Raw genomic sequence first — 14,020 nt, forward strand, 5'->3', positions numbered from 1 at the left:
TCATGAACTTCTCCTTTCGAATCCCGAGGAAACGGGTAAATCGATCGTTTTGGGGCAGCTTCTCGCTTTTTGTTTTGCTTACGGCGTTCGGTGCGTTCATGATCGTGCCGCTAATCTATGCGATCAATAATGCCTTTAAACCGTTGGATGAAATATTTATGTTTCCTCCGACATTATTTGTTCGAAACCCGACCATGAACAACTTTATCGATTTATTCGCATTGTTAGGCAATTCATGGGTTCCTTTTTCAAGATATATTTTCAACACGGTTTTCATTACCGGCATGGGAATCATTGGACATGTACTGTTAGCGTCGGCAGCTGCTTATCCGCTAGCCAAGCATAAGTTTCCAGGTAAAAGCTTCATGTTCAGCATTGTCGTTTTATCCTTGATGTTTACGCCAGCCGTAACAGCTATTCCAAACTATATGATCATGTCATGGTTAGGCTTGATCGACACGTATTGGGCAGTCATCATTCCAGCTTTTGCTTATTCGCTTGGTCTCTATCTAATGAAGCAATTTATGGAGCAAATTCCTGATGTGCTGTTAGAGGCGGCAAAAATTGATGGAGCAAGCGAATATCGAATTTTCTGGACCATCGTAATGCCCAATGTAAAACCGGCATGGCTAACGCTAATTATTTTGCTTTTCCAAATTCTTTGGGGCAGCGATGGGAATGGCTTCATTTACAGCGAACAGCTTAAATCGCTGCATTTTGCAGCGAATCAAGTTGTGGCAGGCGGTATTGCTCGCGCAGGAGCAGCGGCAGCAGTAGCACTCATTCTGATGAGCGTTCCGATTACGCTGTTCGTTTTCTCGCAAAGCCGAATTATTGAAACGATGGCGACTTCTGGAATGAAAGATTAAAAGGGGGGAATGCACTTGTCAGCGAAAAAATGGTTTCTCGTCATCGCGGCGGCTTCCCTATTGTTTATTACCGCAGCGCCTGCACCGGCGGCTGCAGCGTCGACGCCATATGAGAGCTACAACTATAACTATTGGGAAGAAGCAGTTCCAGCACCGGCGGCTTATGTACCCAAACTCTCCATATCCGGAGCTGATATCGGCATCGGTGACTTTTTAGAGCCAAAGGATATGGTCGTGTCTGCAAGCGGGCTAATATACATTGTGGACAGCGGCAATGGCCGAATCGTTATTTTAGATGATCAGTGGAAAGTGAAAAACATCATTAACGAGTACGAAAAGGACGGAGAAAAGATCGGGTTTAAAAATCCGTCGGGATTATTCGTTGATGAGGAGGAGCAGCTTTATGTTGCGGATACGGACAACGGGCGAGTTGTCGTGTTATCGAGCGACGGTGAATTGCTTCGAACAATCGAGCAGCCCAAATCTGATGTTTTGGCAAGTGATTTTAAATTTATTCCGTTAAAGGTAACGGTAGATAAAGCCAAACGGGTTTATGTCGTAGCGCAAGGCATCTACGAAGGCATCATGCAGTTTGATGAGAAAGGCCAGTTTATCGGATATGTAGGGACAAACAAAGTGCAGCGGGACTATACGGAAGTCATATGGCGCTTGCTTTCAACCAAAGCACAGAAAGCGCAAATGGTGCTGTTTATTCCAACCGAGTTTTCGAATATCGATATCGATGCCAAAGGATTTGTATATGCAACGAACATCGATCCTGACTCCAAGGAACCAGTAAAAAGACTTAATCCATCAGGTGAGGATGTGCTGAAGCGCTTCGGATACTTCGATGTGTTAGGGGATATTTTGTTCAGGCGCGCTGTGGGTCCTTCCAAGCTGATTGATGTGAAGGTACTCGAAAACGGAATGTACAGCGTGCTCGACGGAAATCAAGGCAAAGTATTTACCTACAATGATGAAGGCGATTTGCTCTATGTGTATGGCGGTAAGGGGAATCAGATCGGTACGTTTAAAATACCGGTTGCCGTCGAGCATTTGGGTGAAAAACAACTAGTGCTTGATCGTGGGAAAAGCAATATCGTCGTATTTGAGCCAACGAAGTTTGGTGCCAGCGTAAACGAGGCTGTGAAGCTGCATTACACCGGTGAGGATAAGCTGGCGGTACCGGTTTGGCAAGAAGTGCTTCGGTTAAACAGCAACTACGATATTGCGTATATAGGCATTGGCAAATCGTTGCTGATGGAGCGGAAGAACGGGGAAGCACTTGAGTATTTTAAGCTGGGCATGGACCGCGATAGTTATTCCGTAGCTTACAAAAGGTACCGCAGGGAAGTAATGAAGGAACATTCAGGAACCTTTCTAACAATGCTGATCGTCCTAGCAGCTGCATGGCTTGCGTTCAAGCTGGTAAGCTCTCGTATGAAAAAGAGGAAGCTTACGATGTCAGACTTTGCATCGCAAACCGCTAAGGAGGGCAGATCGCTATGAAACAGGATTTCATCAAGTTTCCGCTGCATTTAATCGTTCATCCTTTTGACGGCTTCTGGGATATGAAGTATGACGGCAAAGGAAAAGTAAAGGTCGCATTAGCTATTTTGCTGCTTGTCATCGTTTCTGTTATTTTACAAAATCAGTTTGCAGGTTTTCTGGTGAACTATAATGATCCACGTCATTTGAACAGCCTGACTCAGCTCGTTACGATTGTATTTCCTTTCTTCCTTTGGTGTATATCCAATTGGGCGATTACAACCTTAATGGATGGCGAAGGTAAATTCAAAGAAATTGTTATGGCGACAGGTTATGCGCTTGTTCCTATGGTCATTCTTTATGTTCCCATGACCATTGCGAGCCGGTTTATGGTACAGGAAGAAACAGCTTTTTATTATTTAGTCATGTCTATATCCACCATTTGGTTTCTAGCGCTTCTATTTGTCGGTACGATGACGGTGCATCAATATACGGCGTTTAAAACGATTATTACGATGCTGCTGACGGTAATCGTAATGGGCATTATCGTATTTCTTGGGACGCTCGTGCTGAGTATGATGCAGCAAATTATCGATTTTATTATCAATATTTATCGTGAAATCATTTTCCGTACGTAAAGGAGGCCGCACCCGTGAAAAATCGTAAAAAGCTGGTTGCGGTGCTGGCCTGTACCGCAGCAATTTGTATCTTGGTCTGCTCCGTATTGCTATTCACCAGTCGTGGAGCTAAAGCCGTTAAAGCAGCCGCTTATATGAAAATGACAACTGAGCTGGAAGCTGGAGCCGCAATTAAGGCAATGCCTGATTCTTCAAAAGGTGTGCCAGGCATGCAGCTTGTAGCGGACAATTCCGAATTATCGTTATACTACAGCGCCGAAACGACAGAGGTCGCTGTGAGGGATAAACTGCAAGGCCAAATCTGGTACAGCAATCCGCCCAATCGGAGTGAGGATGCTATCGCATCGGGCTTCGAGAAGGAAATATTGTCTTCTCAGTTGACGGTACTGTTCCGGGATTCAATCGGTACGCTGGATACATTCACCAACTTCACGGAAAGTATCGCAAATAAGCAGTTTACAGCTGAGAGCATTGAGAACGGCATTCGTATCACTTATACGATTGGCGATACGTCTATCGGCGTGGATGCCTTGCCAAGGTATATAAGCAAAGTGCGATTGGAAGAGAAGGTGCTCTCCAAGCTGGATGCGCCAACGGCCAAATATGTGGGATTGCGCTATTATCCGAAAGCGGACAATAAGGAAGTATTAGAGAGACTAGATGCGCAGGTTTCCAAGCCGCTTGTATTGAGCAAAATGACGGCGGCATTCGTCAAGGCTGGTTATTCCGATGAGGATCTTGCTTTCGACAATGAGGAAAATGGCGTTGCAGGCGGCGGCGAATCGAGCAAACCAAACTTCGTTATTCCTTTGGAATACCGCATTGATGGCGGTTCACTGGTTGCATCCGTTCCAGTCAATCAGGTCAAAGAAAGCGGAGGCTATCAAATTCGCAGCATCGAGATGCTTAATTTCTTTGGCGCTGCAGATAAGGAAAACGAAGGATATATGTTCGTGCCGGATGGAACCGGAAGCTTGATCCATCTAAACAACGGCAAGGTAAAGGAAGAGCAATACGTACAAAGAGTATATGGCCTTGATCCGAACGATAACAGCTACCGCCGCGGTCAAGTAAGCGAGAGTGCTAGAATGCCGGTATTTGGGATGAAGGCTGGAAGCGCAGCATGGTTTGCGGTGATTGAAGAAGGTGATGCTGTTGCCAGCATCGCTGCTGATATCAGCGGTAAAAAAAATTCCTACAATTATATTCACAGCAGCTACTCATTGCGTGGAGAGGATGAGCTTGAGCTTTACACAGGCTCAAAGATTCAAGAAATCCAGCTGTTGAGTGAAGAGATTTATAAAGGCGACATTCAAATTCGATACAGCTTTCTCTTTGGCGATAAGGCGAGCTATTCAGGAATGGCGGAGCTTTATCGTGACAGGCTTGTAGCTGAAAACAAGCTTCAGCCATTAAAAGATGATGAAAAGCTTCCATTTTATTTGGATATTCTAGGAACGGTCGACAAGCGGAAATCATTCCTTGGTGTACCGTACAGCTCCGTCGTTTCCATGACATCCTTTGAGCAAGCCTCACAAATGGCTGGACAACTGAAGTCGGATGGGATTGATCGATTGCTCATGCGTTACACGGGCTGGTTCGGCAACGGCGTCAATCATCAGACACCAGTAAAGCTGAAAGTGGACAGCGAGCTCGGAAGCAAGTCTAGCTTCATTAAGCTAGCGAATCAGCTGGAGCAATCCGGCGGGATGTTGTTCCCAGATGTAGCCTTTCAGCAAATTTATCATGATGATGGAGGTTTTGTTCCATCCTCTGATGCATCGCGGTTCGTTACACGGGAGGAAGCAGAGCTTTATCCTTATAACCGAGCGCTTAATCGAATGGATATGCTATTAGGCTCGTATTATTTGTTGTCACCGGCAAAGCTTCCCTACTTCGTTGATACGTTTATGAAGAAGTATGATTCGCTTGGCATGAGGGGAATATCGCTGCGGGACCTTGGCAGCGTGCTGAGCTCGGACTTCCGTACGAGCGGAGTCATTCAACGCGAAACGGCTAAAAAAATCGTTGAGGATGAGCTGAGCAAGGTGGATGAGCGCGTCGATCAAACGATGCTTACGGGTGGAAATGCTTATGTATGGCCATTCGCAGATCATCTTATAAATGTGCCAACGTCATCCAGCGGCTTCGTGCTAACGGATGAGGAAGTTCCATTTTATCAAATGGTTATTCATGGATATGTCGATTATGCCGGCGGTGCGATTAACTTAGAGGATGAGCAGGATATTCAGCAGCAGCTGCTTCGTTCGGTAGAGCTTGGCTCAGCGCCGCATTTTTCATGGAGCTATGAACCATCGTCTAAACTGAAATTCACTCATTTTGACAAGCTGTTCTCTACCCATTACAAAGACTGGTATGATCAAGCGCTGTCGATGTATAAGGAAGCAAACGATGTGCTCTCCGGTGTGAGAAATGCTCAAATGGTGAAGCATATCCGCCACCAAGACGGTGTCGTAGAGATGCAATACAGCAATGGAAAATCGATTATTGTCAATTACACAGATAATCAAGTCAGCATTAACGGAAACAAAGTTGAAGCTCAAAACTATTGGGTAGGAGGTGAGCGTTAATGAATGGTTATAAGTTAGCTTTGCGGCACAAGCGCTCACTTCTAGGCGTAGCATTTATATTCCCATGGCTGCTGGGCTTCATATTTATGTTTGCGACACCGCTTATCCAATCTATTAAATTCAGCTTCAGCAAGCTAACGGTGGAACCGACTGGGTTTATATTGGAATCGGTTGGTTGGGCGAATTTTAAAGAAGCGTTGTTCGTGGATGCTACCTTCAATCGGATTTTGACCCAATCCGTTTCTGAAATGGTTTTGAATGTACCGATGATATTATTTTTCAGCCTTTTCTCTGCTACGCTGCTTAATCAGAAGTTTCGTGGCAGAATACTCGCGAGAGCGATATTTTTCCTGCCTGTCATACTCGCTTCCAATGCGATTTCAGCTGCAGAAACAGCGGGGCTTATTAATCTAGTAGGCGATTCATCGGTCGTAAGTGAAATGGGTGAAGCTTCTTCCACCTATAATATTATGTCAATGGTCATGATACTTAGTGAAATAGGATTGCCGCTATCGTTCGTAGACTACATCGTTCAGGCGATTACTAGAATCTATGAGATTATTACAAGCTCTGGCGTGCAAATTCTTATTTTTCTAGCTGCTTTGCAGTCCGTTCCAGGTGCCATGTATGAGGTGGCTAAGATGGAAGGCGCTACAGCCTATGAATCGTTCTGGAAAATCACATTTCCATTAGTTAGCCCGCTCATTTTGACCAATGTCATCTATACGATTATTGATTCATTCTCGGGCAGCGCAGTTACGGATATGATTTTCTCGACGGCATTCACCACGCAAAACTTTGGGCTAAGCGCAGCGATGTCTTGGGTTTACACGTTGATTATAAGCGTTGTTTTGGTCATTATCGGAGTGCTGCTATCGAGAAAAGTACATTACAACTGAGTGATTAACAAAGGAGGAAGCTGCATATGGAGGCTTCACAGGCTGTTCGCAACGAGGACAATAAATATCGGCTGCAGAAAATGAAAAATAAGACGATCGATACGTTGTACGCCATTTTTCGTTACGCGCTTGTTATTGGCATCTCGTACATCATCATTTATCCGCTGCTTATGAAGTTTTCTGTTGCTTTCAAAGACAAAGTCGATATTTACAATCCGACGATTTATATGGTGCCTGTCCACTTTACGCTCGACAACATCAAAATGGCGATGGATATTTTACACTACTTTCCTCTCCTAGGGAATACGCTTGTCTTTGTTATTGTGACTACGCTACTAACGACAGCTTCCTGCGCGCTTGCTGGGTACGGCTTCGCCCGTTTTAACTTCCCAGGCAGCAATGTGCTGTTCGCTCTGGTCATATTAACGATTCTAGTTCCGACAAGCACGTTGATGGTTCCGATGTATCTTCATTTTAGAAGCTTTGACATACTCGGAGTCATTCATCTCGTGACGGGTAAGGAAGGCGTTAATCTGCTCAATACGTATTGGCCTTCTATTATAACGTCTGCGACGGCAATCGGATTAAAAGCGGGCCTGTTCATTTATATTTTCCGCCAGTTTTTTAAAGGAATGCCTAAAGAGATAGAGGAAGCAGCATTGATTGATGGCGCTGGCGGAGTGAAAACATTTTTGAAAATCATGCTGCCGAACGCCATTCCGCCAATCATTACTGTTGTGCTGTTCTGCTTTGTTTGGCAGTATAACGATACCTTTTTCACTTCGCTGTTCATGAGTGAATCCGCACTTATGCCGATTAAGATTTCGACATTGTCAGCTCAAGCCAATGCGTTGCTTCCAGGTTTGCTGGGGGTAGCGGCCGGAGGCGGTAACGTTAAGGCTGATCCGAACCATGTGGCAATGATTATTGATACGGGTATTTTGCTTGCTATCATACCGCTAATCATTTTGTACTTAGTCGTTCAGCGTTATTTCGTTGAAAGTGTGGAGCGGAGCGGTATTATCGGGTAGCAGGCAGTAGGTTAAGTAAGGATATACAAAAAGAAATGTCAAAGAAGGAGAGAAACCATAAATGTTGAATGTGAAGCAGCAATCCCGTTTCATAGTGGAACCTAAGCTCATAAACCCGAATGCAGACGATCAGGCGAAAAGGCTGATGACCTATTTATGCGACATTTATGGAACTCGCATATTGACCGGTCAGCAAATCGGTGTAGTATCAACACCTGAGCTTGAAATATTGCATGAAGTGACTGGGAAATACCCAGCTGTTTATGGCTTTGATTTCATGAATTATTCACCCTCGCGCACAGAGCGCGGGGCCACATGCTCCGATACGGATATTGCGATTGATTGGTGGCAAAGCGGCGGCATCGTAACTTTTTGCTGGCATTGGAATGCGCCTAAGGATTTAATTGATTTGGCCCCTGACCGAACGTGGGGCAGCGGCTTCTATACAAAAGCAACGACGTTTGATGTGCAGAAGGCGTTGAGTGATCAAGAGTCAGAGGATTATAAGCTGCTGATCAGAAATATTGATGCGATTTCCTCCGAGCTGAAACGGCTGCAGGATGCAGGGGTGCCTGTATTATGGAGACCACTGCACGAGGCTTCGGGAGGCTGGTTCTGGTGGGGCAGCAAAGGGGCTGAGCCCTGCGTTCAATTGTGGAAGCTGATGTATGACCGAATGACGAACGTGCATAAGTTGAACCATTTGATTTGGGTATGGAATGGACAGCATGCGGATTGGTATCCGGGCGATGAGTACGTCGATATTATTGGAGAAGATATTTATCCTCCTGAGCAAAATTACGAGTCGCAGCTTGATCGTTTCGAGAAGGCACTCGCTTACACAAGCATGAACAAAATTATTGCTTTGTCTGAAAATGGACCGATTCCTGATCCAGATCTTATGCTGCAGGATCGTGCACTCTGGGCATGGAATTGCACGTGGTATGGCAATTTTGTCTACAATACTGTGGATGGACACCGTGTATATGCCGAGAAGTTTACAGATAGGGAACAGCTTATCAAATTTTATAATCACCCTTTCTCGTTAACGAAGGATGAGCTGCCTGATTTGAAAAATTATCAGCTGCGAGAATAGCGGGTGGATGCCATTCATCGCAAGGACTAATACTTGTGCAAGGAGCACGCCATTTATGACTTTGTCGATTTGGAATCACCGAAGCAATCTGCATCGAACGCGGCGCGGAATCCAAGAAGGACGCTTGACGGTTGGCTTTATTGGAGGCTCGATTACCGATGCAAGGCCGCGCCATAACTGGCCGGAGGCAGTCATTGCCTGGTTCACGGAGCAATACCCGGAACTGCGTATCGCGGTTGAAAATGCAGCGATTGGAGCAACGGGCAGCGATTTAGCTGCTTTCCGCGCCAAACGCGATTTAATCGATACGAATTGCGATTTGGTTTTTATTGAATATGCAGTTAATGATGAAGGCGAGCCAACCTTGAAGCGCAATCGCTCGCGCGAAGGATTAATAAGGCAATTGCTCGCTGATGGCCAGCGCGATATCGTCATCGTATACACGTATTCGCAAAATATGTACAGCGCTATTACACAGGGCTTGGTACCGGATACGATTAATGAATTTGAGCGGATAGCAGAGCATTATGATCTTAGCTCGGTATGGATGGGTTTGTATGCTTTTGAGGAAGTCAAGAAAGGCAAGCTGCGCTTTGAAGAATGGCTGCCAGATGGTCTTCATCCGACAAGCAGAGGAAGCTTGAGCTATGGGCAAAGCGTAATTGCTTATCTCCAGAAGGAATTACCGTACGCGGATCACGCGGTGGAGGCTGATCAGGTTTCATACTTGATACCAAAGCCGCTGGATACACAATGCTGGGATGATGTATTCGACTTATCTTTTCATCACATTCATACGAGAGGTTCTTGGGCCATAAGGAGATGGCCTCACCTGGAGTGGATCGATCAAGTGCTCGAGACATCGGCCATTGGAGCAGAGTTGTCCTTCTCCTTCGAGGGAAGAGGACTCGTTCTTGGCTTTGACTTCGGGAGAAGCTCAGCTGAGTTTCGATACCGAATAGATGATGGGGAGTGGCAAGTGATGGAGCGGGAGAGGCCATCATGGGTCYAGGATGATGGGTGGTATCGCTTAAGCTGTTTCGGAGATGATTGGGTGAGCGGCCGTCACCGCTTCGAGCTTGAAGTCATTCATGGCAATCGACCAGAATGCACAGGCACTAATTTCCGTCTCGCGAAAGTGGGGATTATCAGGTGACCGCCCTTAGGAGCAGGCGAGTTGTCATTAGTGCGTTGGCTGTCAGCTTAGCGCTTCTAGGCGCCGCTTTAGTCGTTATATTGGCTGTTCTGCCAAGCTCAAACAAGGTAGAACCATTTTTGAAATACGAAGCGGAGTCCGGGCTGCTTCAAGGTACTATGGTTTCCAAAGAAGCGGAGGGCTTCTCTGGCTCAGGCTTCGTTACTGATTTTACGGATGAGCAGGACCAGTTATCGTTTGAGGTTGTTGCTCCAAAGGCAATATTATACAATGTTTGGGTCAGCTACCGGGCGCCAAATGGCAATAAAGTAGCTGGCATTTCATTGAATAATGAGCCCCACGGCGATTTGGTTTTACAGCCAAATGATCAATTTACGGAGCTCAAGGCAGGGAAGCTGCTTTTACAAGAGGGCACGAATACGATTAGCCTGACTCGAGGCTGGGGTTATTACGATATCGACTATATTAAGCTGCAAAAGACGCAGCCTGAAACGAAACATCAGGTTTCTGGTGAATTAGTGAATGGGAATGCTTCTGCAGAAGCCAAAAAACTAATGAATTATTTGGTGGAAAACTATGGCGAGTCGATGTTGTCGGGTCAAACCGGACTGGATAATGTTTCTTGGATTGAGAAGATTACCGGTAAAGAACCAGCGATGGTCGGGTTTGATTTAATCGATTATTCCAAAACAAGAGCAGAGCACGGAGCTATCTCGTATGAAGTGGAAAAAGCAATTGGCTGGCATAAGCAAGGCGGCATTACAACCTTCTTATGGCATTGGAACGCTCCCAYCGGCATAATTGACGAGCCGGGAAAAGAATGGTGGCGGGGGTTTTATGCTGATTCGGTAACCTTTGATTTGGAGAAAGCTTTGAGTGACACTGAATCGGAGGAGTACAAGCTGCTGCTAGCTGATATCGATACGATTGCCGTGCAGCTTCAAAGATTAAAGGATGCCCATGTGCCCGTGTTATTTAGACCGCTTCATGAAGCGGAAGGCGGGTGGTTCTGGTGGGGAGCAAAGGGTCCTGAACCGGCAAAGCAGCTTTACCGAATAGTATACGATCGACTGGCCAATAAGCATGAATTAAACAATCTTATATGGATCTGGAATTCGGTCCAGCCCGAATGGTATCCAGGAGATGACGTAGTGGATATCGTTAGTGTAGATAGTTATCCAGCCCCTGGAGATCATTCTCCCGCCATTAATTATTTTGATAATCTCGTCGCTCTAGTAAGCAATAAAAAACTTGTTGCAATGACCGAAAATGGTTCCATTCCTGATCCGGACTTAATGAAAGCGTATGGTGCGAATTGGAGCTGGTTTGTCACCTGGGAAGGCGATTATTTAAACGATGGAAAACATAACAGCCAAGAGATTTTGAAAAAAATCTACAATCATTCAAATGTGACGACACTGGATGAACTTCCAGACTTGTTTAGCATGAAAAAAGCTGTAGATAAAGAAGAATGACAAGCGATAGGAAGACACATATTCTTAGGAGGACAAAATGAGAGAAACACAACTAGTGCTAAGTAATTGGAAATTCAAAGCTTGTCAGGAGCAAGAATGGATGGAAGCCATCGTGCCTGGCTGCGTTCATACGGATTTGCTGCGCAATGGCATCATCAAAGATCCTTTCTATAAAACAAATGAACATGATTTGCAATGGATTGACAAAATAGATTGGGAATACGAGACTCATTTCGACGTAAATGATCAATTGTTTAATGCTTCAACTATTGAACTCGTATTCGATGGGTTAGATACGTATGCAGACGTTTATGTAAATGGCCATCATGTATTGTCAGCAGACAATATGTTCAGAACATGGAAAGCAAATGTAGCGTCTATGGTGAATGCCAAAGATAATGTATTGTTGATTAAATTCCGCTCCCCTGTGCAAGAGGATTTGCCGAAGATCGAGAAGCTTGGCTATAATCTACCAGCTAGTAATGATCAATCAGAGCTTGGCGGACTGGGTGCTCAGAAGATAAGTATTTTTGCAAGAAAAGCGCCTTATCATTATGGCTGGGACTGGGGTCCACGATTCGTTACGAGCGGTATTTGGCGTGAAGCTAGACTAGAGGGCTGGTCCGACAGTAAAATTACGGATGTATATGTGAAGCAGGATCAGGTAAATGCTTCGAAAGCTAGCTTAACGGTAGATGTGGAAATTGAGTCGGAGCATGAATGGAACGGCTTGGTGAAGTTAAGTGCTGGGGGACAAACTTGGGAGCAGGCTGCGCACTTAAAGCAAGGGATCAATGTGATTCAACTGCCTGTTGATATCGAGAATCCAAAGCTTTGGTGGAGCAGAGGACTTGGCGATGCTCATTTATATACATTTACAGCAGAGCTTTGCAAGGATGAAGAGTTGATAGCTGCAAAGTCCGTTCGTACTGGTCTTCGCTCCATTCGATTGGTGCGAGACAAGGATGAGGTAGGAGCCTCGTTTTATTTTGAGCTTAACGGCGTTCCTGTGTTTGCGAAAGGTGCAAACCATATCCCTAATGACAGCTTCATTACAGAAGTAACAGATGAGCGATATAGACATGAAATTGTTTCTGCTGCGGAATCGAATATGAACATGCTTCGTGTATGGGGCGGCGGTATATATGAGCAGTCGGTGTTCTATGAGCTTTGTGATGAGTACGGCATCTTGGTGTGGCAGGACTTTATGTTCGCATGCAGCATGTATCCTGGCGATGAGGCCTTTCTAGAAAATGTTCGCTTGGAAGCAGAAGAGAATGTGAAGCGGCTGCGCAATCATCCTTCCATCGTATTGTGGTGCGGCAATAACGAGATTGATTCAGCTTGGGCGCAATTTGATGAGAAGGGCGGCTGGGGCTGGAAAAAAGAATATACATCGGAGCAGCGCGCTGTCATTTGGGCGGACTACGAGGCGGTTTTCCATGACATTTTACCTGATGCGGTTGAAGCCTATGCGCCAGGAACACAATATTGGCCATCCTCACCGCTTATATCGCTGTCGGGGGACATTAACCAGCATGCGCATCCGCTATCTACAGAGGGAGATGTTCATTACTGGGGAGTATGGCACGCAGTTGAGCCATTTGAGAACTACAACCTGAAAATCGGCCGTTTTATGAGTGAATACGGCTTCCAGTCATTCCCTGAGTATGATACGGTGATGAAATTCGCAACGGAGCAGGATTTGGCTCTGGATTCTAAGGTAATGCGCGCGCATCAGAAGAATGGCGACGGCAACCGTCTCATTAAAGAATACATGGATATTTATATGAGCGAGCCTAAGGACTTCCCTGCTTTCCTCTATATGAGTCAGGTGCTGCAAGCAGAAGCGATGAAGATGGCGATTGAGGCGCATCGTCGCAACATGCCATATTGCATGGGAACGTTATACTGGCAAATGAATGATTGCTGGCCAGTAGCTTCTTGGGCAGGCATGGATTATTACGGGAAATGGAAAGCTATGCAGTATTATGCGAAAAGAAGCTTCGCCGATACAATGCTGTCCTTTGACAAGACAGATGACGGCGTCATCCATATTCATGCGGTAACGGATTTGCTGGAATCGTTGAAAGGCGAGCTCAAATTATCGCTATACGATTTTGCAGGCGTGTTAATTAAGCAGGAAACGACTCAAGTGTCCATAGCAGGAAATAGTGCAGCAATTGTAAGCTCGATAAACGAGCTGGAATGGCTGACAGGCTGCAAAGCAAACCGTGTTGTATTGTATGCAGAGCTGACCCAAGGCGGTAAGCTGATAGACAGCAAGGAACATTATTTCGTGAAAGCGAAAGAACAGAAGCTTGCTTCAGCGGTTATTCGAATTTCAGAGGTTGAAGGCAGCAACGGTACGTCGTTCGCGCTGGAAACGGATGTGCTTGCTAAGCAGGTATGGATTACCGCAGAGCACGAGGGCATGTTCACGGACAATTTCTTTGATTTAGTACCAGGTGTAGCTAAAATCGTAGAGTTCCGCTTGCGCGAAAGTGGAGAAGCAGCAAGTAAGCCAGCTGCAGCGGGCAAGGTACAAGCTCGTTCAATGATCGATTTTTTGGCTGAGGAAAAATAAAACGAAGTGAAAAAAACAAATAAAAAGGAGGCGCCTATAAGGGGAGGCCACTGAAAAAGTCCGTTAGATATAAAGGCACAGACCCTCAATATTTTGAGGGCGCTGTGCCTTTTTTCTTGTATACTTTCAGTATCACGTCGGAAGGGTGAATATCATGTTCCAGCCTCAACTCTCATTTGCACTTAGTCCG

Annotated in this window: 10 protein-coding genes; all 10 read left to right on the forward strand. The window is 45.6% G+C overall.

The annotated features are described in order from the left end of the window. Positions 1-2 precede the first annotated feature (2 nt). Complete coding sequence (locus tag AC1DPK_RS22830; RefSeq protein ID WP_076266688.1) at positions 3-869, forward strand: carbohydrate ABC transporter permease; 867 nt, start codon at positions 3-5, stop codon at positions 867-869. A 9-nt stretch (positions 870-878) separates the two neighbouring features. Beyond that, a complete protein-coding gene (locus tag AC1DPK_RS22835; RefSeq protein WP_441881629.1) occupies positions 879-2,378 on the forward strand; it encodes an NHL repeat-containing protein in 1,500 nt (499 codons plus the stop codon). Continuing rightward, the gene (locus AC1DPK_RS22840; RefSeq protein ID WP_076266690.1) at positions 2,375-2,995 is read left to right on the forward strand and encodes a Yip1 family protein; all 621 of its coding nucleotides are present in this window, start codon (positions 2,375-2,377) and stop codon (positions 2,993-2,995) included. The genes AC1DPK_RS22835 and AC1DPK_RS22840 overlap by 4 nt, the downstream gene beginning before the upstream one ends. A 14-nt stretch (positions 2,996-3,009) precedes the next feature. Beyond that, positions 3,010-5,586 carry a DUF5696 domain-containing protein gene (locus tag AC1DPK_RS22845; RefSeq protein WP_477511739.1) on the forward strand — a complete coding sequence of 859 codons (2,577 nt, stop codon included), beginning with the start codon at positions 3,010-3,012 and terminating at the stop codon, positions 5,584-5,586. Next, positions 5,586-6,485 carry a carbohydrate ABC transporter permease gene (locus tag AC1DPK_RS22850; RefSeq protein ID WP_441881623.1) on the forward strand — a complete coding sequence of 300 codons (900 nt, stop codon included), beginning with the start codon at positions 5,586-5,588 and terminating at the stop codon, positions 6,483-6,485. Before AC1DPK_RS22845 ends, AC1DPK_RS22850 begins: the two co-directional genes overlap by 1 nt. Positions 6,486-6,511: 26 nt before the next feature. Further along, the gene (locus AC1DPK_RS22855) at positions 6,512-7,516 is read left to right on the forward strand and encodes a carbohydrate ABC transporter permease (protein WP_441881620.1); all 1,005 of its coding nucleotides are present in this window, start codon (positions 6,512-6,514) and stop codon (positions 7,514-7,516) included. A 61-nt stretch (positions 7,517-7,577) separates the two neighbouring features. Then, the gene (locus AC1DPK_RS22860) at positions 7,578-8,612 is read left to right on the forward strand and encodes a glycosyl hydrolase (protein ID WP_477511740.1); all 1,035 of its coding nucleotides are present in this window, start codon (positions 7,578-7,580) and stop codon (positions 8,610-8,612) included. Positions 8,613-8,667: 55 nt separating this feature from the next. Beyond that, positions 8,668-9,768, forward strand: coding sequence for an SGNH/GDSL hydrolase family protein (locus tag AC1DPK_RS22865; protein WP_477511741.1), 1,101 nt, complete (start codon positions 8,668-8,670; stop codon positions 9,766-9,768). Beyond that, positions 9,765-11,243 carry a glycosyl hydrolase gene (locus AC1DPK_RS22870; protein ID WP_477511742.1) on the forward strand — a complete coding sequence of 493 codons (1,479 nt, stop codon included), beginning with the start codon at positions 9,765-9,767 and terminating at the stop codon, positions 11,241-11,243. Before AC1DPK_RS22865 ends, AC1DPK_RS22870 begins: the two co-directional genes overlap by 4 nt. A gap of 37 nt (positions 11,244-11,280) precedes the next feature. Continuing rightward, positions 11,281-13,830: a beta-mannosidase gene (locus tag AC1DPK_RS22875; RefSeq protein ID WP_477511743.1), complete on the forward strand. Its 2,550-nt coding sequence runs from the start codon at positions 11,281-11,283 to the stop codon at positions 13,828-13,830. Positions 13,831-14,020 lie beyond the last annotated feature (190 nt).

The sequence above is a fragment of the Paenibacillus sp. 01T424 genome (genome assembly GCF_056398745.1).